General features: G+C 62.8%; 23 protein-coding genes. 4 read left to right on the top strand and 19 right to left on the bottom strand.

Translation table 11 applies throughout. The annotated features are described in order from the left end of the window. Positions 1–63: 63 nt before the first annotated feature. Together R2855_06785 and R2855_06780 are read left to right on the top strand one after the other, a co-directional pair. The gene (locus R2855_06785) at positions 64–1,599 is read left to right on the top strand and encodes a HAMP domain-containing sensor histidine kinase (GenBank protein MEZ4530723.1); all 1,536 of its coding nucleotides are present in this window, start codon (positions 64–66) and stop codon (positions 1,597–1,599) included. 230 nt (positions 1,600–1,829) lie between these two features. After that, complete coding sequence (locus tag R2855_06780) at positions 1,830–2,090, top strand: GlsB/YeaQ/YmgE family stress response membrane protein (protein MEZ4530722.1); 261 nt, start codon at positions 1,830–1,832, stop codon at positions 2,088–2,090. A gap of 131 nt (positions 2,091–2,221) precedes the next feature. On the opposite strand, the gene R2855_06775 is transcribed toward R2855_06780, so the two are convergent. Further along, a complete protein-coding gene (locus R2855_06775; GenBank protein ID MEZ4530721.1) occupies positions 2,222–3,031 on the bottom strand; it encodes a DUF3224 domain-containing protein in 810 nt (269 codons plus the stop codon). Between the two features lie 149 nt (positions 3,032–3,180). Here R2855_06775 and R2855_06770 point away from each other — a divergent pair, with 149 nt between their 5' ends. Beyond that, entirely contained in the window at positions 3,181–3,789 is a 609-nt protein-coding gene (locus R2855_06770; GenBank protein MEZ4530720.1) for a hypothetical protein, read from the top strand. 56 nt (positions 3,790–3,845) lie between these two features. Here R2855_06770 and R2855_06765 read toward each other — a convergent pair whose 3' ends face one another. The 11 genes from R2855_06765 to R2855_06715 all read right to left on the bottom strand — a co-directional run bounded on the left by R2855_06765 (position 3,846) and on the right by R2855_06715 (position 16,377). Then, on the bottom strand, positions 3,846–4,988 hold the full coding sequence (locus R2855_06765; GenBank protein ID MEZ4530719.1) for an amidohydrolase/deacetylase family metallohydrolase: 1,143 nt from the start codon (positions 4,986–4,988) through the stop codon (positions 3,846–3,848). 514 nt (positions 4,989–5,502) lie between these two features. Next, the gene (locus R2855_06760; GenBank protein ID MEZ4530718.1) at positions 5,503–5,799 is read right to left on the bottom strand and encodes a GIY-YIG nuclease family protein; all 297 of its coding nucleotides are present in this window, start codon (positions 5,797–5,799) and stop codon (positions 5,503–5,505) included. 79 nt (positions 5,800–5,878) lie between these two features. Continuing rightward, positions 5,879–6,952, bottom strand: coding sequence for an LLM class flavin-dependent oxidoreductase (locus tag R2855_06755; GenBank protein ID MEZ4530717.1), 1,074 nt, complete (start codon positions 6,950–6,952; stop codon positions 5,879–5,881). Positions 6,953–7,158: 206 nt separating this feature from the next. Next, positions 7,159–8,289, bottom strand: a complete 1,131-nt coding sequence (locus R2855_06750) for an NAD(P)-dependent oxidoreductase (protein ID MEZ4530716.1) — start codon at positions 8,287–8,289, stop codon at positions 7,159–7,161. Positions 8,290–8,474: 185 nt separating this feature from the next. Further along, complete coding sequence (locus R2855_06745; protein ID MEZ4530715.1) at positions 8,475–9,674, bottom strand: Gfo/Idh/MocA family oxidoreductase; 1,200 nt, start codon at positions 9,672–9,674, stop codon at positions 8,475–8,477. Then, positions 9,671–10,465 carry a sugar phosphate isomerase/epimerase gene (locus R2855_06740; GenBank protein MEZ4530714.1) on the bottom strand — a complete coding sequence of 265 codons (795 nt, stop codon included), beginning with the start codon at positions 10,463–10,465 and terminating at the stop codon, positions 9,671–9,673. The genes R2855_06745 and R2855_06740 overlap by 4 nt, the downstream gene beginning before the upstream one ends. An 8-nt stretch (positions 10,466–10,473) precedes the next feature. Beyond that, positions 10,474–11,310: a carbohydrate ABC transporter permease gene (locus R2855_06735; protein ID MEZ4530713.1), complete on the bottom strand. Its 837-nt coding sequence runs from the start codon at positions 11,308–11,310 to the stop codon at positions 10,474–10,476. Further along, complete coding sequence (locus R2855_06730) at positions 11,307–12,266, bottom strand: sugar ABC transporter permease (protein ID MEZ4530712.1); 960 nt, start codon at positions 12,264–12,266, stop codon at positions 11,307–11,309. Before R2855_06730 ends, R2855_06735 begins: the two co-directional genes overlap by 4 nt. 100 nt (positions 12,267–12,366) lie before the next feature. Beyond that, the gene (locus R2855_06725) at positions 12,367–13,662 is read right to left on the bottom strand and encodes a sugar ABC transporter substrate-binding protein (protein MEZ4530711.1); all 1,296 of its coding nucleotides are present in this window, start codon (positions 13,660–13,662) and stop codon (positions 12,367–12,369) included. Between the two features lie 485 nt (positions 13,663–14,147). Continuing rightward, positions 14,148–15,296, bottom strand: a complete 1,149-nt coding sequence (locus tag R2855_06720; GenBank protein MEZ4530710.1) for an aminotransferase class I/II-fold pyridoxal phosphate-dependent enzyme — start codon at positions 15,294–15,296, stop codon at positions 14,148–14,150. A gap of 133 nt (positions 15,297–15,429) precedes the next feature. Continuing rightward, on the bottom strand, positions 15,430–16,377 hold the full coding sequence (locus R2855_06715; GenBank protein MEZ4530709.1) for a hypothetical protein: 948 nt from the start codon (positions 16,375–16,377) through the stop codon (positions 15,430–15,432). Positions 16,378–16,653: 276 nt separating this feature from the next. Here R2855_06715 and R2855_06710 point away from each other — a divergent pair, with 276 nt between their 5' ends. Further along, positions 16,654–17,520 (top strand): hypothetical protein, encoded by an 867-nt coding sequence (locus R2855_06710; GenBank protein MEZ4530708.1) that lies wholly within the window; start codon positions 16,654–16,656, stop codon positions 17,518–17,520. An 8-nt stretch (positions 17,521–17,528) separates the two neighbouring features. Here R2855_06710 and R2855_06705 read toward each other — a convergent pair whose 3' ends face one another. The 7 genes from R2855_06705 to R2855_06675 form a co-directional block, all read right to left on the bottom strand. Continuing rightward, complete coding sequence (locus R2855_06705; GenBank protein ID MEZ4530707.1) at positions 17,529–19,235, bottom strand: DUF885 family protein; 1,707 nt, start codon at positions 19,233–19,235, stop codon at positions 17,529–17,531. Beyond that, complete coding sequence (locus tag R2855_06700; GenBank protein ID MEZ4530706.1) at positions 19,228–19,821, bottom strand: YdeI/OmpD-associated family protein; 594 nt, start codon at positions 19,819–19,821, stop codon at positions 19,228–19,230. Before R2855_06700 ends, R2855_06705 begins: the two co-directional genes overlap by 8 nt. A gap of 27 nt (positions 19,822–19,848) precedes the next feature. Further along, a complete protein-coding gene (locus tag R2855_06695; GenBank protein ID MEZ4530705.1) occupies positions 19,849–20,460 on the bottom strand; it encodes a carbonic anhydrase in 612 nt (203 codons plus the stop codon). A gap of 103 nt (positions 20,461–20,563) precedes the next feature. Then, positions 20,564–21,934 (bottom strand): dihydrolipoamide acetyltransferase family protein, encoded by a 1,371-nt coding sequence (locus tag R2855_06690; GenBank protein MEZ4530704.1) that lies wholly within the window; start codon positions 21,932–21,934, stop codon positions 20,564–20,566. A 312-nt stretch (positions 21,935–22,246) separates the two neighbouring features. Beyond that, entirely contained in the window at positions 22,247–23,257 is a 1,011-nt protein-coding gene (locus R2855_06685) for an alpha-ketoacid dehydrogenase subunit beta (GenBank protein ID MEZ4530703.1), read from the bottom strand. 85 nt (positions 23,258–23,342) lie between these two features. Beyond that, the gene (locus R2855_06680) at positions 23,343–24,338 is read right to left on the bottom strand and encodes a thiamine pyrophosphate-dependent dehydrogenase E1 component subunit alpha (protein ID MEZ4530702.1); all 996 of its coding nucleotides are present in this window, start codon (positions 24,336–24,338) and stop codon (positions 23,343–23,345) included. Then, positions 24,339–25,484 carry a M24 family metallopeptidase gene (locus R2855_06675; protein ID MEZ4530701.1) on the bottom strand — a complete coding sequence of 382 codons (1,146 nt, stop codon included), beginning with the start codon at positions 25,482–25,484 and terminating at the stop codon, positions 24,339–24,341. Between the last annotated feature and the right edge of the window lie 18 nt (positions 25,485–25,502).

Genomic DNA, 25,502 nt, shown 5'->3' with positions numbered 1-25,502 from the left:
GAACGCGGCCACGTTCCGGCGCCGCGCGCCGGGAGCCCAGATCATCGACACCTGGGGAGGTGTGTGGTGAGAATCCAAACCAGACTGACCCTGGCGATCGCGGGTGTGCTGCTGATCACCATAGCCTCACTTGGCTATGTGCTCGTGCGGGACACCCGCGCCGCGCTGGTGCAGGATGTGGATGACGACATCATCGCCAATGCCCAGAAGAAGGGTCCGAAACCCGGTGACCACAGCAGGTACCCAGCGAATGCGTACGGCACCCCGTACACGCTCGAGGGTCATGGGGGACCCCCGCCCTGGAAACCGGCCGAATGGACCAAAGCCACCCCGGTGCCGAACGCCGCAACCGTCATCGATGACAGCGATGATGACAGCACCCGCGAGGTTTTCGAGCGGAGCGTGGCCTCATTCTCGTTTGCGCCGGATGGCACGGTGATCTGGAGTGAGCCGAGCGGCTATACCGACGATCCGGATTCTCCGCCGCTTCTGCCGGAAGTGCCCAGCGCCGAGCTCACCGCGATGCTCAACCGGATTCAGACCGTTCCCTCGGAAGATGGAACGTTCGACTACCGCCTGCTCGTTTCCATGCGCGACAACGGTGACTATCTCTTTACCGCTCGCTCGTTGAAAGAGGTCGAAAACTCGATCGATCGGCTGATCCGCACCATTCTCGTCGCCGGTTCGCTTGCCGTCGCGGCGGCGGCTGTCGCTTCGTGGCTCGTCATGCGGCGCGGGTTCGAACCGGTCGATCAGATGATCGGCACCGCCGAGAAAATCGCCGCTGGTGACCTGACGCAGCGTGTGCCGGAAGGCGATCCGCATACTGAGCTCGGACGTCTTGGCAGCGCGCTCAACGAGATGCTGGGTCAGGTGGAGCAGGCCGCTCTGGCGCGGGAAGACAACGAAAACCGCCTGCGCCGCTTCGTGGCCGATGCCGCGCACGAGTTGCGCACCCCGCTCACCTCCCTGCGGGGTTATGCCGAGCTCTATCGCCAGGGCGCGTTGAAGACGCCGGAATCGGTGGATATGGCGATGGGCCGTATCGAAGCGGAGTCGCGCCGCATGGGCCGCCTGGTGGACGACTTGCTCTTGCTGGCACGGATGGACCAACAGCGCGGGTTGGAAATGGCCCCGGTCGACATCGGCGAAGTGGTCACCGAGGCCGTCACCGACTTCGAAGTGGTCGATCCAACGCGCCCGGTCAGCTATCAGCAGTCGGGCGATCCAACCGTCATTGGCGACCGCAACCGCTTGCGGCAGGTGATCGACAACCTGCTCACCAATGTCCGCACCCACACTCCGGCGGAAACACCGGTGCATGTGGTGGTGGCGCCGGAACCGGGATTCGTCGACATCTCGGTCGAGGACGAGGGCCCCGGTATTCCCCGGGAAGATCAGGAGCGTGTTTTCGAGCGCTTCTGGCGCGCGGATCCGGGTCGGGTGCGCAGCCGTGGCGGGACCGGGTTGGGACTCGCGATCGTCGCATCGCTCGTGCAGGCGCATGGGGGATCGGTAGCGGTCGAAAGTGAAGTGGGCCGTGGCACCAAGTTCACTGTGCGCCTCCCCATCGCTCCAGCCGCTATGGACGCCGACTAGCGCACAGGGAATCCCCAGCGTGACAGCGTTCTGCGCGGCTTGTGCCGAAAATGGCATACTACATCCCGAGCAGTAGCATTCGTACGCACGAAATTCGCGCATTTGCGAGCGCCTACCCTCTTGACGTTGTCAGTTGGGAACAGCATTATGAGATGGCGCACGAGTGCAACTGCTGGGGCGGACCAGCAAAGACGCTGGCGTGGAGAGTAGTTCAGAGGAGGTTGGGTTCCATGGGGTTGATTTCCTGGGTTATCTTCGGCGCCCTGGTCGGTTGGCTTGGCAGCAAGCTTGCCGGCACAGATAGCCAGCAAGGATGGATTGCCAACATCATCCTTGGCATCATCGGCGCGGTCTTGGGCGGCATTGTCTGGGGCTGGATCGATGATGAGAAGTTCGTTATCGACTGGTCGATCGGCAGCCTGATCCTTGGCGTCATCGGCGCGTTCGTGGTTTCGTGGGGGTATGCATACCTCATGGGCCGCAAGGCATAACGCCTGCTCGACGAAATCGCAAAGCGCCGGGGCAAGCGCCCTGGCGCTTTTTTCGTTGCCGTCGATTGCCCGATCGGCTGCGGAGCAGAACCCGCCCGTGACACCGGCGCCGGCGGCTCTGCCTGAGACGCTCAGGCGGCCTTGGCGCGCCGTTTGCGAACCGGTGTCGGTTCAGGGACCGGGATGGCAACCGGGGCCGGCGGCGGGAGCTGCTTGCGTCGCGATGGCCTCGAGGATGTTTTCTCCGGGGCTGGATCGGCTGAGGCAGCAATGGGAGCCGGAATGGGTGGCGGAGCCGCTTTCCGCGTTCGCCTGGGTTTCGGGGGATCGACGACGTTCTCGACCGGGGCGGCTGGTGGTGCTGCCGTGCGCGGCCGGGTTCGCCTCGGCGAAGCCGTGGTACTTGTCTCGTCTGCCGATGTTGCTGCTCTCGTGCCCGGTTTCCGTTTCCGGCTCTCCGTCGCGGCTTCCCGCATTTCAGACTCGGCAACCGGCTCCGGCGCCTCGACGTCCGCTGTGGCTGTCTTCGTTGCGGCACGCGGCTTGCGCAGATCGAATTCGAGTCGATACCGACCTGGCTTGCCATCTGGCAGAGAAAACGTGCCGCTGCCGCGGATATGCGCAAAGTCGCCCGATCCCGATCTTGGCACGATGGTCCATTCGCCACGCGGTTGCCCGTTGGTGTACGTGCCGGTCACGCTGAGGACGAAGGCGCCTTCCCGCTCGCCCAATCGGCCATAGACCCGTTGGAAGCCGTGGAAGCGGCCGTCTCCCTCGCGCGGGAGCACCGCGGTGAACTCCGCCATGCTTTCGCCTTCCAGTTGGCCGGTGAACCGGCAACTCTGGCTGATGCGGGCGATGCGTGGCGCTCCACTGATGCCGCCCAGGATGTCTTCCACCTGACCGTCGACGATGAATTGGCCGCTGGCGCGTTCGAGCATAGGACCCCTCCCAGTGTGCGAACAAATGTTCGCACACTTGGGCAATTGATTCAAGCCCAATCGTCTGCTGCAGCGCCATTGCAACTTCGAGAACTCCCCGGTAACGTGGTGATCATCAAACCCGTGACCGTTGGATATGAGCAGGCGCGATGACATACGAACAGACAGTCGATGTGCTGGCGATCGTTGGTCTCTTCCTGGGCATTGTGTTTGCCGCGTACTATCAACGCGCCACCGTTGCGCAAATGACCCGCGAGTCGGACGCTACGGTCGAGTCGTTGACCGCCCTCCACGCGCAAACTGTTCAGATGCAGCAGCAGACCGCCGAGATGCGTGCCGCGATGGCGAACGAATCGCGTCCGGTTCTCTTTGCCACGGTCGCGAATTCCGATCCGCCGACGCTCATCATCGGCAATCATGGCCGCAATCCCGCCAGCGACCTGCGCGTCTCGCTCAGCCTGCCGTTGCGGGACGCCCGTGGTCACACCATCGACGAAATCGACAGCTTTCCGGCGTTGCCCGGCTGGTATCGACTTGTGTTCGAGCTCGCGGCCCCGACGATCGAAGGGGTCGATCTCGCGAAGTCACAACCGGACGCTGGCGGAAACTGGGAGGTGCCGGAGGATTTCGTGCTGGAAGCGACCGTCAACTATCGCGACGCGCTCTCCGGTGCTGAATATTCACAGACGCTCAAAGCAGAGGTCACTGGCAACAATAGCCCGATCCGTCTGGAGCCGATCCCAAATGAAGAGGCGTGACCGTTCGGCTGTGAGTCCAGCGCCGCACGATGTTGCCACCGCGCAACGCCCGGGACTCATGCTTCGGTTCGCACCACACGCCCGCCCTTGACGACGACTGTTGGCACGAGCTTCATGGTCGTCTGCCGCACGACGCCATGCGAATCGACCAGATCGAAGCGTCCCTCGCGCTGATCGATCACCACAGCATCGCCTTCGGCTCCGACCGCAAGCGTCCCGATTCTCCCTGGCATTCCAACCGTCTTTGCCGGCTCGACGGTCACCCGCTGCAGCGCGTCATGCAACGGCATCCCGAGCAACAGGAATTTCGACACGGTCGTCAAGAGATCGAAAACCGGCCCCTCGACATTGTGGCTATGCAAATCGGACGAAATCGTGTCGGGCAGAAAGCCTTGTGCCATGGCTTTGGAGCAGACATCCCACGAGAACGATCCTTGCCCGTGACCGACATCGAAACGCACGCCCCGGTCGCGCGCCGCTTGCACGGCCGGTTGGATGCGGCCGTTTTCGTCCAGAATCCCATGCCGCAAGCCGTGGTACATGTGGGTCATGATGTCGTCTTTGCGCAGCACGGCCAGCACCTGATCGATCGAATCTGCCCATGAGTCCTGCGGGTGGATCATCAGGGGCAATCCGGCTGCGTCGGCAGCTTCCCGCGCGAGAAAGAGGGGGCGAATGCCCGACGCTTCGCTGCAATTCAGCCCGCGGGTGAGGCGGACCTTGACCCCCAGGATCACATCCCGATTTGCCTCGATCGTCGCCAGCGCCTTGGGAATGTCGGCCCACTTGATATCGTCCAGCTCGCCGACTTCTTCCGACAGCATCCCCATCGACGAGATATTCAGCATCGCGAGAATACGGGTTTCGCTTGCTTCGATGATGTACTTGCGGAAGCCCTTGAAGGTGTCGGCGCCGGCCGATCCGGCATCGAGCACCGTAGTGGCTCCGTGCGCCAGGCAGGTTGGATCGGGCGGGATTCCGTAGTGCGAGACCCCCTCGTAGACGTGCACATGCGCGTCCACCAATCCGGGTGTCACCAGCTTGTCGCGCGCATCGATGGTGACCGCGTCGCCGGGATCGATCCTGGGCGCAACTTCCGCCACTTTCCCATCGCGAAAGCCGATATCGAGGTATCCATCGACCCCGCTCCCCGGATCGATCACCCGCCCGTTCTGGATGACGAGATCGAAACGCTCCATGCTCACCCTCCGATGTCGAATCGAGTCGATGTCACTCTTGTCATTGAGGATTGTGCGTCCAATGCGAGTTGTCTGGTCGAGTGAACCGGTGATTGGACCGCGCCGCCGGGAGAGATTCTTCACTCCGTTCAGAATGACACCGGTTGGACAGATCGCTCATGCAAGTGCTCTGACACTCATACCTTGTCCCACCCCCGTCATTCTGAACGCAGTGAAGAATCTCGCTTCGTCGTCCTCGCCACACGAATCGGTCTCCACTGCGTTCCCTTGCCCCACCCCTGTCATTCTGAACGAAGTGAAGAATCTCGCTTCGTCGTCCTCGCCACACGAATCGGTCTCCACTGCGTTCCCTTGCCCCACCCCTGTCATTCTGAACGAAGTGAAGAATCTCTCTTCGTTGGAGTAGCCCAGAGACTCGATCGAGAAGTCAGAGAGGTTCAAAACACCGGACGATTGAACGACGTGAAGCATCTCTCCCTTTGCGTTTCCCAGCATCGCGACCAGGGTTCGAGTTTCAAGCGAACCAGTCGGCCGCGAGATCGAGCCAATGAGGGTTTGCTTCGCGCACCAAGGCGAGCTTTTTCTCCCGCTTCCAACCCTTGATTTGTTTCTCGCGCGCGATCGCGTCGTCGATCCGAGAACACGATTCGCAGTACACGAGCATGGTGCAGTTGTACTGCTGGGTGAATCCATTGTGGTTTTTCTGCCGATGCTCCCAGACGCGGCGGTGCAGGTCGTTGGTGACTCCGACATACAGCGTCCTGGAGATGTTGGACATGATGTACACGTGGTAAATGCGTTGGTTCGCCATCTGTCAATAGCTCCTGACGCAACCGACGGAGAGATTCTTCACTTCGTTCAGAATGACAGGGGTGGGGCACGGTCTCGCGTCAGGCGCGTTCGAAGCGTGGCGCGACCTGCTCTGCGAAGAGCTCCATGCCCGCCAGGTTCGGGGCGTCCATGAACCAAATCATGAAATGCGAGATGCCTTCGTCCATGTACTCCCGCAAGCGGGCCTCGACCTGGTCGGGGGTGCCGATTACCCAATCCTCCGCCAGGCGGCTCGGGATCGTGTCGCTCGCGCCGGAGACGAACGCCCTGAAGTCGTCGTCCGTGGCGTAGCTGCTGACGAATCCTTTCACCTGTCCGCGCTCATCGGCCGAGGCGTCGGCGAGCGTCGCCAGATCCCGCAGGCGCGCGCGAATTGCCTCGATGTCCTCCGCGACCAGCAATTGCGTTTCGAGACTCAGCTCGAGCTCATCGAAATCGCGATGTTTCCGCTCGCATGCCTCGCGCACCAGGCCGAGCCGGCGACGCAGCTCCGCAATCGACACCGGCGTCGAATTCCACCCCTGCCCATAGGTCGCGCAGGCATCGAGCGTGTTGGGATTGACCTCTCCGAACCAGATCGGCGGGTGCGGCTGCTGGATCGGATGCGGGGTGCAGAGCGCTTCGTGGGTCGAATAGTGCGCCCCCTGAAACGTGACCGGTTCGTCCGACGACCAAAGCTGCAGCATCAGTTCGGTCGCTTCGGTCAGCATCGCCACCCGTTTGTCGATCTCCTCGTCCCAGGGCAACCCATAGGCAAGGTATTCCCGTCCGCTGAACCCGCAGTCCATGAAATGAATCACGCGTCCGCCGGAGATTTGATCGAGGGTGGCAACCATCTTGGCGGTCAACGCGGGATTGCGGAAGAGCACCGCCAGATGGATCATGCCGAGCTTCGCGCGCGTCGTCGCGCCAGCCAGAGCGGAGAGCACCGTCCACCCTTCCAGGATGGCGTCGTCCTTCCCCAGCATCAGATGGTCCGCCACCCAGAGCGAGTCGTATCCGAGCTCGTCGGCGCGTTTCCCCATCGCCATGCAGGCAGCCGGGTCGATCTCCGCGAATCCCGGCGTGCGGAACAGATTCGGTCCCGGCGCGGCAAAGATCGGCAAACAGAACCCAAATCGAGTTGGCGGCATTGTTGACTCCTCTTCTCACCTACCGGTCGTAGCGAAGGGCCTCTGTACCCTCTCGTGGCGACGGGCTCTTGCAATTCCGCATGGTCGCCGACACGCCGTGATCGCGCTTCGCGCGATGGCAGGGCACAGAGTCCCTGCCCTACGATCGCGAACCGTTCCGGTCGTAGCAAAGGGCCTCCGTGCCCGATGATCGTGAACCGGCGCGGCTACACCAACCATTTCAACGGTTCACCCCGCAACGATCGCAAGACGTTGAACCAAATCTCCTGCGAGTCGCGCACCCAGGTCCATGGGCTTTGCCAGGCATCGTGCGGGGTGAGTGTGACGCGGTCGCCAGGGAGATCGTGCAGATCGAGCAGCGGATCGTCGATTGGCAACGGCTCCTCGTAATACACATCGAGCGCCACACCGCCGATCTTGCCGCTCGCAACCGCCTCGGTCAATGCACCCTGATCGACCAGCTTGCCACGCGCGGTATTGATGAAGAGCGACGTCGGTTTCATCAGCCCGATCTCACGCGCCCCGATGATGCCGCGGGTCTGATCGTTGAGCGCGAGTTGCACAGACAGAATGTCCGACTGGGCGAAAATCTCATCCCATGCGGCATAGGTGAGACCGTATTTCGCTTCCAGCTCCGGGAACCGCTCGATATCCCAATAGATGACCGGCATATCGAACGCTTGCGCGTATTTCGCGATCGGCCGGGCGATCTCGCCCATGCCGAGCAGACCAAGCGTGACATCGCCCGCGTACTGCACCCCGGGGAACATGCCCCAGTTCGCGGTGTAGTGCCGTTCGCGCATGTAATCGCGGATGGCGGGAAGCCGTTTGAGCCAGTTCAGCACGAAGGCCCAGACATGCTCGGCCACGGTGATGTAGTTCACCAGCGGGGTGGCCGCCGCGGGTACCCCGAGCTGCCGCGCGGCCTCGACCGGCATACCCCGATAGTCCTGCCCGAGATGCTGTACGAGTTTCAGGTTCTTCATCTCGAGCAGCGCCTCGGCGGGAAAGCGCTGCTTGTGAATCACCAGATAGTCGGCGTCCCTGGCCTCGGCCGCGATCTCGTCGATATCTTTGGTCGGACGCAGATTGGCTGCGTAGTCCTGACCGAGGGAGCCAAACGCGCCATAGGCCTCGTCCGCGCTGTTGAACCAGATCAACTCGACATCGTAGTCGGCAAAGAGCTCAGCGAAACTCCTGGCCCGTTTCGGGCCTGCCGGATCCTCGCGCAGAAAGTGCTCGACCTGGTTTGGCTCCCAGCTCGACCAGGGCCGCACCCCCAGCACCGTGTTCCCGATACTGTCCCAAACGACGATTTTCACCTTTTGCTTCGCCACGAATTCCCCCCGTACGCCGCCGGAATGGCGGCGCCCGTGGCCGCCAATCGGTGAATGCTCGAAAACGAATGTATCCACAACCATCCTCCGAATCAGAGGCATGGCTGTTGGCAACGATTTGGCGGCCTTCGGCCGCAGGCGGGCACGGGTCCCGCCACTACGGACGGCGGGCACAGGTCCCGCCACTACGACCGGACGAGCGCCTCCTCGACTTCACGTTGATAGGGCAAATCGTCGCTGGTCAGGAGTTCGTCGACCGAGACGAAGCGGCCCAGCCGGTCCGATTCGAGGAACCCGTACGAGATCGCCAGCGAACGCAGGCCGAATGCGCCGTCGACCTCGGGGTTTCTCCCGGTCAGGATGGCATCGGCGAAGTCGTCGAATTCGATGGCGAGCAAGTTGGCGTCGGTATCGGCCCAGGGGAGCGCGTAGGAGGTGAGACGATCTCCGCCGAAAAGCGCGGCGGTCGTCTCGTCCAGATGAACGTCGGGCACGAGCGCCAACAGGTCGGTGTCTGGAACGACGCGATCCTCGCCGTTGGCGCGCAGGCTCAAGCGCAACGGCTCTCCGGTTCGGTCTCCGGGAATACCCAGCGACCCTGACGTGCCGTAGACGGTGCGCGTGAAATGCCCCTCGCCGCGTCCGGCCACGTTCAGGATCATGGTCGCCAGCGCGCCGCTTTCATAACGACCCACCCCGATCGTGAGGTCTTCGGCATCGGCTGGGAACATCGTGCCGTCCGTGCCTTTACGCTCCCGGTCGATCACCGCCCCGAGTCCGGCGATGGTCTCCAGTGGGCCGAGCAGATACTCGAGGATGTCCGCGTAGTGCACGCCCATATCGATGGCGATACCGCAGGAGCGTTTCAGATGCCGCCAGGGGGTGATGATGACGTTCTCGCCTGACCCGGAGGACGATTGCACGATCAGGAAAGGCCGTCCCAGCACCCCGCCATCGATCAGGGCTTTCGCTAACCGATTGATCGGATCGCGCCGGTAGTTTTCGGCCACCGAGAGCACCCGGTCCCCTTGCGCCGCCAGCAACTCGCGTCCTTCGGCGATGGTGAGGGTGATCGGCTTTTCCATTTGCACATGCCGCCCGGCCCGCAGCGCCTCGATCCCGATGCGTGCGTGCAGATTCGGCGCGGTGGTGACATCGAGCGCAGTCACCTCGGCGGGCAAATTGGCGGGATCGGCATAGGTGGCTGGACGCGCGCCCAGCAACTCCTCGGCCAGATCGGCCATCGCGTTTGCGCTCGTGTCGATCGGGTCGCAAACGGCCACCAGGTCGAAGCGCAACCGGCCGATCTCCTGCAGTTTCTTCAGGCCGAGCACATGCCGGCGTCCCATGACGCCGCATCCGGCGATTGCGAGGGGGATGCTCATGAGGCAGGCAGCTCGAGCGAGTAGCCCAGCTTCTTGACGAACGCGGCGTTGGCGTGCGCGCTCGCCAGCGGAGAGACATCGCTGCGGCTTTGCTCGACGATGACCCAACCGGGGAAAGCGTTGTCGGTCAGTTCCCGGAAGATCGCGGCGAAGTCGATATCGACCGTCCCTTCGCCCATTTCCACGAACTTGCCCCGCGCCCAGTCCTTGAGATGGATGTAGCTGGTGCGGTCGCGATACTTGCGGATGTGCGCGATGGGATCCTCGTCGACCAACGCGATATGCGAGGCGTCGAGACAGAGGGTCAGCACCCTCGTCTGATCCATCAGCCGGTCGATCTCGTCCTCGGTCTCGATCGTGCAGGCCACATGCGGGTGATAGGCGACCGCAACGCCCTTGTCCGCGCCGTAGATTGCCAGTTCTTCGCAGAAGCTGGCCAAATCGGCATATTCCTCATTGCTGGGTGGACGCCAGCGCAACCGGCTGCCGCCGACGAGACCGATCGCTTCGGCCCCGAAGAGCGCGGCGTAGTCGATCTGATTCTTGAGTTTGGTCAGTTGGTCCTTGCTGGTCGGAACCTCGACCGCGCCGAAGTTGGTGGCCACCTGCAACCCGCCCAGCTTCTTCCGCAAGTGATCCGGTGTGCCGAGCCAGTCGAGCGGATGGACGAAGAGCTCCACCGCGCCCCAGCCAGCCTGGCGGATCTCGTCGAAGACTGCGTCCAGATCGGGGGTCGTGCCCCAGTTGATCGTGCTGTAGCCGAACCGAAGTGCATGTTTCTCCGATGTCACCTGCCTGGTTACCCCTTCTGTCCTGTCATTGCGATGCCTTCGACGAACCATCGTTGCGCCACGATGTAGAGGATGAGTATGGGCAGAATGGAAAGGGTGACGGCGGCCATCATCACCCCGCGGTCCTGGCTGCTGTTGGCGCTCAGTTCCGCCAGCACCATGGGGAGCACCTTCAGGTCGTCCGAGCGCACCACGATGACCGGCCAGAGGTACATCTTCCAGGCCGTCAGGAAGGTGATGACGGCGTAGGCCGTGATCACCGGGCGGGACAGCGGGATGGTGAACTTCCAGAACTGCTGCCAGTAGTTGGCTCCATCCAGCCGCGCGGCTTCGTACATCTCGTTCGGCAGGCGCAAGAAGAACTGCCGGAAGAGAAAGGTGCCAAACGCGCCCTGCGCCAGAATCGGCACGATCAGTCCCTGGTAGCTGTCGACCCATCCCAGCCTGACCACGACCAGGAAGGTGGGGATCAGCGTGACCTGCGGCGGGATCATCAGCGTGCTGAGATAGAGGACGAAGAAGAGATTGCGGTACGGGAAGTTGATCCGCGCGAACGCGAATCCGCCCATGGTCGTGAAGAGTCCCTGGAAGAAAACGATCGTCAACGCGAAAAAGGCGGAGTTGAAGAAGATGCGCCCGTTGACCTTGTCGAGCGCGTCCGGATAGTTGCTCCAGGCGATGGGGTCCGGCCACCAGGTGGGCGGGTAGAGATAGACCTCCTGGCTCGTTTTCAGCGACGTGACGAGCATCCAGTAGAAGGGAAAGAGCGCAATGAGCGCTCCCACGAAGAGAACGCCGAAGAGCACCGCTCGCTTCGAGATTCGGCGGGCTGGAGATTCCTTCATGCGTAGTGCACCCATCGCTTCTGCAGGATCCAGTTGAAGAGCGTGACCGCCAGCACACCCAGGAAGAGGACGTACGCCTGCGCCGAGGCGTATCCCATCTTGAAGTTCTCGAAGGCGTTCTTGTAGATGTCGTAGATGAGCACGTTGGTCGATTGCAGCGGGCCGCCCTGGGTCAGCACGTTGATCACGTCGAACCCGCCTACCAGCACGCCGATCATGGTAATGAGGAAAACGAAGAAGATCGTCGGTGTGATCATCGGCACGGTGACCGTGCGGAACTGCTGCACGCTCGACGCGCCATCCACTGCCGCCGCGTCATAGAGATCGCGCGGCACTTCCTGCAATCCCGCGGTGTAGAGAATGATGTTGAACGGCACCAACAGCCAAACCGACATCACGATCACCGCCGGCATCGACCAGGTGAGACTGAAGAGCCAGTCGATCGGCTTGATCCCGACCAGGCTCAACCCGTAATTGATCAGCCCGAAGTCCTTCGCGTACAGCCATTTCCAGATGGCGGCTGCCGCGACGGGCGATGTGACGATGGGGAGGATGTAGATCAGGCGCAACGGCCTGGTCAGCAGACCGGCATTGACGAGCAGAACGGCGACGATGAGCGGCAGGATGACGACCGGAATGGTGGTTCCCACCGCGTAGTAGATCGACCGCCAGATCAGATCGGGTGTCTTGGGACTGTTGAAGAAGTTGACATAGTTGTCCAGCCCGATCCACTTCTTGGGCTTGAGAACGCTGTAGTTGTAGAAGCTGATATAGAGCCCGTATCCCACGGGATAGGCCGTGAAGATTAGAAAGAGCACCAGATTGGGCCCGAGAAAGAGCAGCGCCCAAAGGGCCGCGTTCCAATCCTTCTTTTCCTTCACCTTGTAGCGATTGCGATGCCAGAAACGAGGATTCTCGAGAGCTTGAAGCTCGGATTCGGTTGCTGCGAGTTGCATGGACACGGAGCGCCTTTCGCCAGAGCGCGCATTCGATCGGGACAAAAACGGGATGGGAGTCCGTCACCGATCTCCCATCCCGCAACCGCAATCGTGAACCCTATTCCTGCAGCGAGGCGGTTGCTTCCGCTGCCATGTTGTTCACGGCTTCTTCGGGAGTCATCTGCCCAAGCAGCACGCCATCGACTCCGTCTTGCATCGCCTGGTTGAAGGGACCGGTGCTGTAGAACGGGAGCGGCGGCGGCACCATGGCGTCGTTGGTGGCGTCGACAAAGACCGCGTTGTTGGTTGGCGGCGGCGGAAGATCGCGCCAGGCCGGGTCGTCGTAGAACGTCTTGATCGGCGGAACCGTCAGGTAGTTCTCCATGAAGACGACCATGCCGTCCGTGAAGATGAACTGCATCAGTTGCCATGCGGCGCTGGGATCGGCGGTCTGGGAGGACATGGCGTAGCCCTGCGTGCCCATGCCGGTCTTGCGCATCACGCTCCCCTTGGGAACCACCTCGACATCCCAGTCGTCCTTGAGCTGGTCACGATAGGTTGGGGTGAGCGCGCGCACCGTGAAGGTCATGGCGGCCATGCCGTTGGCGAACGGAGTCCAGGGACCGCCGACCGTGTCCTGCACCGAAGGTGGAACGAACCAGCCGTTCTGCAATCCGGTGAAGATCACGTTCCAGGCCTTGATGCCTTCTGGCGAGTTGAAGACCGCTTCGGTGTTGTCCTCGCTGAGGATCTGGCCACCTTCGGCGATGACCATCGGCACCCAGTAGGCCCACCAATAGTAGGCGGCGGTGACACCGTATTGCGTGGTGGCGTCGCCGTCCTTGATGGTCAGCGCTTCGGCCGCCGCGAGCATATCGTCGTAGGTCCAATCGGGCGTCGGATAGGCCACACCGGCCGCATCGAACTTGGTCTTGTTGTAATAGGTGACCACCACGTCGGCAGCGCGCGGCAGGAAGCCGATCATGCCGTCGTACTCAGCCAGGGAGAGGAAGAGCGGGTCGAAATTGCTCAGGTCATACCCGGCGGCCTCGGCCAGCGGTTTGAGGTCCGCGGTCAATCCTGAATCGAAGAAGGGCTTGGTGAAGACATCGGCGCTGACGAAAAGATCGGGCAACGTGCCCGCCACGACGTCGGCCAGCAGCTTTTGGTCGTAGGTCGTGCCGTCGTACTTGAGTACGGTGACCTCGAAGTTCGGGTTCGCTGCCACGAACATATCGGTCACTTTTTGCAGCATCTCGGGCTCAGTGCCTTCGAGATTGTTCGTCGCCCAGGTCAGCTTGTGGGTTTCGTCCTGCGCGTACGTCTTACCGGTTGCGGTATAGGTGAAGAGGGCGCCGGCGCCCAGTGCGAGAGATCCCAGAACCTTTCGCCGTGTTGTGCGGTGAGAATCCAAAGCGTACCTCCGCCTCGTGCTTGCGAAATCGCAAATATCACCGAATCCGGCCTCGACGCCGGATGCTCTCCTCGAGCGTTGAATCGCGAGTATGTTCTGACCACCATTGGCGCTCTTGCCGGCCGAACGCGCACCGCCTTTCCGGTCGAAACCGCTGTAACAAAGTGAACGATCGGTACGATAGCATACCTATCCAGCGGTAGTGTCAATTGTCTACGAAATTGCGATGGTCGGCACGACGCTTCTGGAAGCTGTCCAGGCGAGACGAGACCGATCACGGAAAACGGGAGGAGTCTTTGGCATCGAGAAGATTCGAAGTGCTCGATCGAAAAGGCGTCTGCCCTGTTCCGTGCAGCCCAACCGCGACTTCATTCCGTTGGCGCCACTCGGACTGACAGACTTTCCCTCAGTCTTCCTCGCAGCTTCCTTCGAGGGACTTTCGAGCGGAATCAGTGATTGGCGCCGGGTGCACATGTCGTGCGGGACTATCCCGGAATCCGCTCCAGGGCGTTATCCAGATCGGCCAGCAGATCGGCCTCGTCCTCCAATCCGATCGAGAGACGCACCAGATCGGTGCCGTAGATCGGCCAGGCGAGCGACGATGTATCCCCCAAACTGGTCGCAAAGGTGATGACCTTCAGCGATTCGACGAAGGGCGCAATCGACTCCGCCCCGCCGTTCAGGGAGATCGTCAGCATTCCGCCCATGGGCGCATGCTCGCCCATCAACTTCACCGCGGTGGCATGACCGGGATCGTCCGGCAAGCCCGGGAAGTGCCAACGCGCCACTGCTGGATGCGCTGCCAGGAAGGCCGCGACGGCGCGCGCGTTGTGCGAGTGCCGTTCCATGCGCAGCGGCAGGGTGCGCATCCCGGTCATGATCAACCAGGCCGCAAACGGGCTGAGCGTGTTTCCAAGCCGCAGCCCTTTGACCCGAATCGGCGCGACTGCTTCCTTCGAACCCGAGACCACTCCGCCCAGCACCTCGCCATGCCCGGCCAGATACTTGGTGGCGCTGTGGATGACCAGATCGGCTCCATCTTCCAACGGCCGGTAGAGCGCCGGAGAGAGAAAGGTGTTGTCGATGATGAGTTTGAGGCCATGCTTGTGCGCCAGCTTGGCTAGCGCTGGCACATCGGCGACAACCAGCCCAGGATTGGAGAAGACTTCGGTGTAGATCGCCGTGGTTTGCGGGGTGATGGCCGCTTCCACTGCGTCCAGATCGGTGATATCCACCCGGCTGAACGTGATGCCGTACTGGGGCAGATCTTCGTTCACCAGCTTGTTGGCCGTGTTGTAGATCTGGTCCGCCATCACGATATGGCCGCCACCGGCGCCCACGGTCAGCAAGGTCGCGCTGATCGCGCCCATACCGGAAGCAGCTGCCACGCACGATTCGGCCCCTTCCAGATCGGCGACCTTGCGCTCCAGGTGGTCGACCGTCGGATTGCCGTCGCGGGTATACCCCCAGATGTTGGGCGCGCCCTCCCAAAACTCATCGAACCGCTGCATCGTTCCCAATGCAAACGTGCTGTTCTGGTAGATCGGCACACCGTGCGCTCCGGTGAGCGGGTCGGCTTCCTCACCGGCATGAATCGCGCGTGTCGTGAATCCGAGCTTGTTGGGGGTGGTCATAGTGATGTGCTCCTCAAGTGGAAATGGGAAATAGGAAATAGGAGATAGAAATGGTTTGAATAGCGAGGGGGCGTGCTTACGACGCCGGCCGAGCTATTTCCCATTTCCTATCTCCTATTTCCGCATGCGTGCGTTAGTGCTTCGTCGAATACTCGAGTCCCTGCGCTGCGCACCATGCTTTGTAGTCGGCCTCGATGTGATCGGCCCAGACGGGAACGTCGATTTCGCCGCTGGTGTACTTGCCCTTGTCCAGCGTGTCCTTGCCGAAGACATCGCGTTGGCGCGTATCCTCGGAATGGAGCACGACTTCCTCCGCCAGGTGCGCGGGCACGAAGGTAATGCCCTCGCGGGTGCCCAGAACGACATCGCCCGGCATCGCGGTCGCGTTCCCGATCCTGATAGGAATGTTGACGCCTACCAAGGTAACTTCCGCGATGGCTGTTGGGTCCACGCCACGGCAATAGACCGGGAAATCGGTGAGTTCCAGGATGCGCGCGTAGTCGCGGATGCCGCCATGAATCACCATGCCGGTGCCGGTGCGGCGTCGCGCGGCGGTGGAGAGGTTGTCGCCGATGAACGTGCCGTCATGGATTTTGCCGAAGAGATCGACCACCAGCACATCGTTTGGCAGGAGCTGGTCGATGATCCAGGTGTTCTGGCCGCCGGTGCGCCCCTCATCTGCCCCAATGCCTTGCACCATGTCTTGCAGGTCTTGCCGTTGCGGCACGAACTGCGCGGTCACGACCCGGCCTGCCAGCGGGACATCCGGCTGGGTTTGCAGCCACTCGCCCTCGAACTGGAAGTTGTAGTTGGTGTGCGCTTTCTCCAGAATGCCCCAGGCTTCGTCGTTGGTCACGAGCTTCATCCGCTCGATGATGTCATCCGACACCTTGGGACGGCCGTCCTCGAGTCGTTCGCCGGTCCAGGCCGCGGTGAGCGCGGCCACACGCTCGGGGGAATTGAAGATCATCCTTGCTCCCTTCGGGGTCGTCACCAGTCCGGTTTTCGATTCGGCGATAGTGAAGGAACCGCGCCATTGCCGCAAGTCGATATCGGATTCGGTGATGATGGAGCGCAACAAGCGAATGCTGGACGCGGACAACTGCGCCGCAAGTGATATACAGTCAGCGCATGCGGGTACTGCAGAGCGGGTCCCGACCTCTCTTTTTTTATTCTCCCTTCGGCAACACAACGAGTCCAAACCCATCGTATCCGGTGTAGTTGGTGGACGGGTGCAAACCTGAAGCGATATGCGTGGCGTCGTTTGAACCGCTCCGGAACCTTCCCGACCCCGACGACGTTTCTATCTGTAGCGAGAGCTAACGCTCGCGCGACTACAACGAACGGAGACCGCCGAATGAAGCGCATAGCTGTGATCGCCCTCGCCTCCATCTTGCTCGTGGGAATAGGACGTTCGACCTCTGCCGCTCAGGACGGAACGCCCACCATCCTGCATGCCAACGGCTGCACGGTCGAACCCATGCCTCAAGACCGCATCGACGAGCTGGCCGCGCTGGCAGCCGCCTCGCCCGATGCCGGACTCCCGACCCAGGCGGTCGCCTTGCCAGATGGAACCTCGATCACCGCCGATGTCCAGGCGCAGCTCCGGGAGACCCTCATCCAGATCAGCGCCTGTTCGTGGGCGAACGATCTTCCCCGTTTGCTCTCGCTCTATAGCGAGCACTTCATCGTGTCGCAGTTCTTCGCTCCGGAGACCGTGCCGATCGTTCCCGCGCCGGAACGGACACCGGCCGATGCCGAGCCGGCGCCTATGCCGACCGACCAGCAGCCGATGATCTTTGCCGCAGTTCTGCTTCCCGACGGGCGCATCGCGGCGTTGGTCAGCCCGAACTCCTGGGGCAGCAACCGGCAGATCGTCTGGTTCGTGCAGCAGGATGGCCGCTGGGTGGTCGATCAAACGACGCCGGCCATGGAATCCGAACTTGGCGGAACGACTGGCGCGGACATTCCCACGGAGGCGCAACCAATGGTCGATCTCGTGCTCCAGGACGCCGCCGCTCAGCTCGGCGTCGACCTGGCGTCTCTCACCGTCATCGCCGTCGAAGCGGTCGATTGGCCCGATTCCTCGCTCGGCTGCCCCGAAGAGGGTGGGGTCTACGCCCAGGTCATTTCGCCGGGTTACCGAATCACCGTAACTGATGGCGCGACGACATTGGAGTACCACACCGGCCCGGACGATATCTTCGTGAACTGCTCCCAGTAGAGGCGACCTTACGAACCGGACACGTTCAGCATCGACGCGGCAGTCAGCGTGACCGGGATCGCCCCATAGCTCAGGAACGTGTCGTGAAATGCCCGCAGGTCGAATCGGGGGCCATCCCGGTCCTCGATCGTGCGGCGCAGCTCGTCGATTCCGGCCGCGCCAACCAGCTCGGCCATTCCGGCGCCCGGATGCATCGAAATCCAGACAGTTTGTTCCATTGCCTGGCTGGACGGCAGCCCCACTTCGTCTCGGTACATGCGCGCTACGCGCACGAACGTGAGCTCACCCGTGTGCAATCCGACATCTGCTACCGCCTGGGCGGCGATTTGCAACCGCCGCTGGGCTTCGGCCAAACGGAGCATCGGCGTCAAGACACCGGCTTCTTCCATCAGTTCGACCGCATAGCACGCCCACCCGTCCGAGATGGCGTTTCCGCTGAAGAAGAGTCGGCGTGTCGTTCCAACCGTGGCCGCCAACCGGCCGATCCGGGTAGGGGTGTGCCGGGCGGCCACGCTCTGCACATGGCGCCCGAGACCGGCGTTACGAATGGCGTAGTCGAGCAGGATGCGCGCGTCGTTCGTTTGCCGCAGGATCCGCTGTTGATCGGCGTCAGGCAGTGATCGATCCAACGCGGGGTAGAAGAGACGCGCTGTTCCGTCTGGTTGGAGGGGCGGAGCTCCGCGATAGACCGGAAAGCGGATCGCCTGCCAGAGGTCCGCTTCCATGGGAGCGATGGAAAGAAAGCGAACGGGTTCGCCCGGCCAATCGACCAACCGAGCCTGCACCGCAACCGCGCGGCCCTGCTCCCACGCGTCCGGGAATGCCGCGTCATATCGTTCGGCGTCGGGGTGGGTATCGGAGAGCCGTTGCACGAGTGTGCGGCTTCCTGCCCGCCAGTCGATGGCCCGCGCCAGCTCACGCAGCTCCTGGGTGGCTTCGATCAGTTCGGCATGCGCGTAGTCGAACCACCATGCTGGGTCCTGCGTGGCCGGCAGCAGATGCCCCTGGTGGAGATAACGGCTGAGCGCATCGCTCCCGGCCTCAGGGATACCGGTGCGCCGTTCCGCCAGGACATTGCGCAGCCAGGTCGCATGCTCTTCGAACGCATCTGCGGCGATCTGTGACGCAGCCACAACGTCCGGCTGCTCGTTCCCCGTTTCCGCAAGCCACCCGGGCAATCCGGTACGGAAATACGCCACGGCGGCGTCGGCCTGCCGTATCGCCAGTTCGGTCCAGGAGAGGGGAGCCGAGCGCAATCGCATTCTGGATGTTTCCAGGAACGCCGGAATCGCCTCCATCCGTGCGATCGACGCCTCGAGCGCTTCGCTGGATGGCCGATCGGCACCCAAGAGCAATGCCGCGACCGCGCCGATTGCCTCACTCGTGTGAAATGCGGGGTTGCCCGCCTGAAAGAATGGGGAACCCGTTTCCCAAAGCCAGAGTTGCAACGCGCCGCGCGCCAGGATGCGATCGTAGGTCTGCGCTTCGGAAAGACCCTCGGCGGGAATGGCATCGAGCGAGGCGATCAGCGCGCGAATCCGCTCGGTCCATGCCGTATCGCCTGAGGACGAGTAGTCCGGCAACGCATGGTCGTGCTGGTGTTCGCCCAACCAGGTCGCGTCGATGGGAAAGCGGCGGAACACATCGGCGAAAAAGCCATCGAGCCACGCATCGAACGCGGCGGCGGACGCAGCGGTCCGAGCGGGATCAGTCACGCATTCCTAACCCATCGAGAATCCTGGGGACGTATTTCTCGACCCGGTCGGCGCGGGTCTTGGACTGTTTCGCGCCGGAGAAATAGAGCAGGTACTCCCGTTGTCTCCCGGGGGTAAGCCCGGCGAATGCTGCGCGAAGCGCGGGATCGCCTGCCAGTCGCTGCTGAAACTCCTCCGGCATGGCCGTTGGCTCTTCGGCGTCGAGATCGACCGTCTTGCCCGACCGATGCGCCTCGATTGCCTGCTGAATGCACGCCTGCAATGCCCCAGTCCGTGCGGTGATTTGTTCCACATCGGTAAAGCGCGCTTGCCGCGCGATGCGGCTGTTCGCTCCCACCTTGACCAAAATGCCGTCCGGGTCATCCAGCAAGGCGCCGTTGAAAAAGAGCAAGGCGCAATACGCCTTGAATCCCTGGATCAGCACGATGTTGCCGCCGTTGTCGGTGTAGCAGGGCTTGCCCCACTTCATGTCTTCGGTCAGACCGCAGCCCAGCGCGATGGCGCGCAACTGCTCCGACTCGGCTTTCCATTGCGTTTGGCGAGCCAGATAGGCGTCGACTTTGGGATTCGTTGTTGGGTTCGTCACCGTCAGTCTTCTCTCGTTCTGGGGCGGTCAATCCACGAGCACCACGCGCCCGGTTTCGAGCTCATAGACCGCTCCGACCACGCGCGTCGTTCCATCGGCCTCGGCTTCGTTGATGACTGGCGAGATCGTGGTCAAACGCTGCACCTGCCGGCGGACATTCTCTTCGATTGCGGCGCGCAGCAGATCTTTGGGTTGTTTTTCCTTGGCAATATGCACCGCCGGTTCGACGGCATCGATCAGATATGGCAACCGTCCCGGCAGATGGGACCGCTCCTGCACGATCTTGACCGCGGTGGAGAGCGCCCCGCATTGGGTATGCCCCAACACGATCAACAACGGCACCTGCAGGAAACGTACCGCATATTCCAGGCTCGCCAGGCCGTATTCGCTGAGGAAGTTCCCGGCCACCCGCACCATGAAGAGATCGCCCGGTCCGCGCAGAAAAATCAACTCGGCGGCCACCCGGGCATCGGCGCAGCCGAGAATCGCCGCGATCGGTTCGTGATCGTCGACGGTGGCGGCGCGGCTGGCGGTGAAGTCGGTCAAATCCCAACCGCCCTGCACGTACCGCTCGTTGCCGGCGAGCAGTTCGGCCAGCGCCTGGTCGGGGGTGGGTCGCGCCACAGACGGATCGCTCATGGTTGGTTGCTCCTTCGTCGCGGCACGCATGCCCGGATCGTCCGCGCAAGTATCGACTGCGATCCCCGCGTGCTCCACCCCGTCCCAATGACGCCTCGCTCGCCTATCGCGTCAACGCAACCAACGGGTGTTCCACCATTCCCTTGATGCGCTGCAGGAAACGCGCCGCCGGCGCGCCATCGACCACCCGGTGATCGAAGGTCAGGCTGAGGTACATCATGCGCCGAACAGCGATTTCGCCCGTATCGACATCGATCACTACCGGTTTCGGCACGATCCGCCCGACGCCAAGAATTGCCGCTTCTGGCAGATTGATGATCGGGGTGAAGGCGTCGATCTCGAACATGCCCAGATTGCTGACCGTGAAGGTGCTTCCCGTGAGCTGGTCGCCGCCGATCGAACCGTTGCGCGTCCGTTCGATCAGCTCGGCGGATTCCGCGGCAATGTCGTGGATCGACTTGCGGTCGGCATCGCGCAGCACCGGGGCGAGCAATCCGCGCTCGGTATCGACCGCGATACCGATATGCGCGCCCGCGTACTGATAGAGCGTGTCGCCATCGAGCCGCACGTTCAGTTCCGGCCGATCGATGAGGACTAGGGCGGAGATGCGGACGATGAGATCGGTGATGGACGGCGCTCTTGGCCCTGTGTCCTGAGTCCTGGACCCTGCGACGAGATCGCGTTTCAGGCGCTCGCGGAAATCCCACAGGTCGGTGGCGTCGGCTTCGGTCGTGAGGGTGACCGGCGCGACCGTGCGCGCGGTTTCGCTCATGCGGTCGCGGATCGCGCGGCGGATCGGTCCGATCGGAGCCGATGTCCCGTCGGTGACTCCAGCGTATGGTGTCGCCTCACGGGTCACATCGGCGCGGGTGATGCGTCCGCTTGGGCGGCTGCTCGACACACTGCGCAGATCGACCCCGATCTCTTCTGCCAGTTTGCGCACGCTCGGCGTGGCGCGCGGTTCCGGCGCTGAAGCAGGCATCGCCGCAGCCGCCGCGCGCACATCTTGCTCGCGAATCCGGCCGCTCCGTCCGGTGCCGGTAACGGCCGCGAGATCGACGCCCAGCTCCACTGCCACCCGGCGCGCGCGCGGACTCACCGGCATGCTCCCGGCATGATTGCCATTGGCGTTCACTGGCCCGGTATTCGTCGGAATGTCATCGTCGATCGGCGAGCCAAGATCCTGCGGCTCAGGAGATTCGCTGCCAAACGCATAGGCAGGCGGCGCTTCGCCGGGGGCGAGAATGAACGCCAGTGTCGCGCCCACTGGCGCTTCCACTCCGATCGGCGTTCCGTCCGGAATATAGAGCACGCCGGAATCGAGCGATTCGACCTCGGTGATCGCCTTGTCGCTTTCGACCGCGAAGATATGCTCCCCGGCTTCCACCAGATCGCCGCTCGCTTTCAGCCACTCGACCACGGTGCCGGTTTCCATGGTCCAGCCGAGACGCGGCATCACGATTTCACTTGGCACCGTTGACTCCTTGCGGTTTCCTTGTTCGATGTTCGTCGTAGCGCAGAGACCCGTGCCCTGCGATCGGCCGAAGGCCGATACTGTCGCCCGACGGCCCGACTTCGAATCGGACACAAGGCGCTTGGCCACCTCGGTCATCGCGCTTCGCGCGATCGCAGGGCACAGGTCCCTGCGCTACGATCGGATGTAAATGTTGCCCGACGGCCCGGCTTCGAACCGGAATCACCGCGTATCGCAATGACGGTTATCGCGCTTCGCGCGATCGCAGGGCACAGGTCCCTGCGCTACGATCGGCGGCGGCTTTCGCGTCGACTATTCCGCCAGCAAGTCCCGCATCGCCTGCAGGATCTGCTCGCGCGACAACGTCACGGCGTTCTCCAGCACTGGCGAATAGGGCACCGGCGTGAAGATGCCGTTCAGGCGCTGGACCGGCGCGTCGAGCTCGTCGAACGCCTTTTCCATCACCACCGCGGAAATCTCCGCGCCCATGCCGCACGGTTGGAAGTCTTCGTCGACGATCAACAACCGACCTGTTTTCGCGACCGAGGCGAGAATGGTCTCCTCGTCCAGCGGCGCGATCGAGCGCAGGTCGATCACCTCGATCTCCACCCCTTCACCGGACAGGATCTCGGCCGCCTGGACCGACTTGTCGACCATCGCGCCAATGGCGACCACGGTTGCATCGGCGCCCTCGCGCCGGATCGCCGCTGTGCCGAACGGGATCAGCTCGTCCGCTTCGACCGGGGGCACCTCACCCTTCACATTCAGCAAGAGCTTGTGCTCCAGGAAGAGCACCGGGTCCGGTCCGCGCAGAGCAGTCTTGAGCAACCCCTTGGCGTCGCGCGGGGTGGTCGGAATCACCACCCGGAAACCGGGAAGATGCGCGAAAATCGGGTAGTAGTTGCCTGAGTGGTGCGTTGCCGACGCCCCGCCGATGCCGATGCACCCGCGCAGCACGATCGGCATTTCCAGCCGCCCGGACGACATGTATTGGATCTTGGCGATCTGGTTCACCATCTCGCCAAAGGCATCGAGCGCGAAGTCGAGAAACATGAAATCGACCACCGGCCGCGTGCCGGTCATGGCCGCTCCGGTGCACATACCGATGAAGCCGCGCTCCACGATCGGCGTGTCGCGCAACCGCTCCGGTCCGTACTTCTCGTAGAGTCCGAGTGTGGTGTTGAAATTGCCGCCGCGCTCGCCGATCCCTTCGCCCACCACGAAGATGCGCGGATTCCGCTCCATCTCCTCATCGAGCGCCTCGCGCGCCGCGGTGGTAAAGGTCAGCTCGCGCATCTCGGTCGATGTTCCATTCGAAGTCACGATCGCAACCATTGCGTCCTCATCATGTCGTCATCCCCCCACTCCTCATCTCTTCCCAACGGACTCCGGACTCCGGACTCCGGACTCAGGAACTCGTCCCATAGATGTGGAGCGCGGCGGTGTCCGGCTCCGGATAGGGACTGTTCCTGGCGAATTCCAGCCCCTCCGCCACCACGTCCTCGATCTCCTGCCGCACCTCGTCGATCTGCGCCTGGGTGGCGATTCCGCGATCGAGCAACCGCGCCTCCAGCAAGGCGATCGGGTCGCGTTGCTTCCAGGCCTCGATCTCCTCCATGGTCCGGTACCCGCCGTCACGCATTCCCTCGGCGTGCGGTCGGGTGCGATACGTCTTCCCTTCGATCAAGGATGGCCCGCCGCCGCGCCGGGCTCGGTCGATGGCAGCCGCGGCTGCTTCCGTGACCGCGAGCACGTCGTTGCCATCGACGGTCACACCCGGGATGCCGTAGGAGCGCGCCCGCTCGGCCACATCGGTATTGCGCGTGGCGTAGTCGAACGGCACTTCCGTCGCGAACTGGTTGTTCTCGCAAACGTAGACCACCGGCAATCCCCAAATGGCGGCCAGATTGACCCCTTCATGGAAGGCGCCGTTGTTCATCGCGCCGTCGCCGAAGAACGCGACGCTCACCTGATCGGTTTTCATGAGCTGGAAGCTGTACCCCGCGCCGGTGGCTTGCAGAATGTTCGGCCCGACGATGCCCGTCGTGCCCATCAGCCCAACCTCAGGCACGAAAAGGTGCATGCTCCCGCCCCGGCCTTTGGAAACGCCGGTCGCCTTGCCGAAGAGCTCGGCCATGACCTCCCTGGCCGGCGCGCCTTTGGCCAGCGCATGCCCATGACCGCGATGCGTGCTGAACACCACGTCATCGGCACGCAAATGCGCGCAGACGCCGACCGCGATCGCTTCCTGCCCGACATAGGTGTGACACGCCCCGGGAATCAGCCCCTGGGCGTACGACCGCGCCAGCGCTTCTTCCACCCGGCGAATGCGCAGCATCTCGCGCAAGAGCCAGAGCGCTTGCTCGGTCGTCAATTCGAGCGTGCCTCCAGTCGATACCGACATCTACGAAATCCCCCATGCGAAGGTCGAAAGAACTTCAGGACCGCTTGCGGTGACCAGCACCATCTTTTCCGAACGCGCGCCGAATGTGCCGTTCTTCCCTTGATAGGCTCCGGGCTCGACGGAAAAGACCATGCCCGGCTCGATTACGGAATGATCGTAGGGCACCAGCCGGGGCAGCTCGTTGACCGACACCCCGATCTGGTGGCCGGCGTAGTGCGCCATCGGTAACCCGTGCCTGGCAAAGGCGGCTTCCGCGGCATTGGCGGCGTCGCTCGCTTTGGCGCCTGGCTTGAGCGCGGCCATGGCGGCTTCGCAAGCGTCCTGTGAGGCCGTGGCATAGCGTTTCTCTTCCGAGGTCGGCCGTCCGGCCACGATGTGGGTATTGGTGCAGTCGAACCAGTAGCCCTGGAAGCGGCCGCTCAGATCCATCAACGCAGCATCGCCCACCGCGGTCACCCGGTTGCGCGGCCCATTGGGGTAGCGCACTTCGGTGGAACGCGGCCCGGTCACCAATTCGCCCGACAGGGGAATGTCCCGACCCGCTTCCATGAAGATCTGGTTGCTAATCTCGCACCACATGGCGATTTCGTTTCGCCCGGCTTCGTCACAAAGCCGGTCGAGGGTCGTGTGCCCGATATCGGCCAGCTTCGACGCGCCGCGCAACAAGCCGATCTCTCGCTCGGTCTTGATCCATCGCGCCCGTCGTAACGGTTCGGCCGCCTCGACCTGTTTGCCAGCAATCAGCGGCCCCGCGAGCAATGGCGCCGCTTCCGATTCGACCGCCACGGTCGCTTTGGCCGAATCGAGCCCGAGCTGGGCCAGCGCACTGGTCAAGCTGGCGGAGTAGACCCCGCGTGGATCGGTCGCCACGAAGCTATCGAAGGTCGGAAACCCGATCACCTCGAAGCCGGGCGCGTTTTCGCGCAGATTGGCAGCCACGCCATCCGGCGCGATCACGATGCCGCGCTCGTCCCGTGCGGAGATCACCGCCAGCCAGGGCGCCACCGTGGTCGCCGCCAACGCCCCAACCGGCACCGGCTGCTCCACGTTCGTCACATACGTGACGTTCTCGATCGAACCCAGCACCGCGCCATCGGCCCCGATCCGCCGTAGTTCCTCGCAGGTTTTCAGAAGTTCGTGGTTCATACGTTCCTTCGAGCGTGG

It is taken from the genome of Thermomicrobiales bacterium (assembly GCA_041390825.1).
Classification (GTDB): Bacteria; Chloroflexota; Chloroflexia; order Thermomicrobiales; family UBA6265; genus JAMLHN01.
The sequence above is the reverse complement of the archived record's forward strand: the minus strand, read 5'-3'. Positions and strand labels throughout refer to the sequence as shown.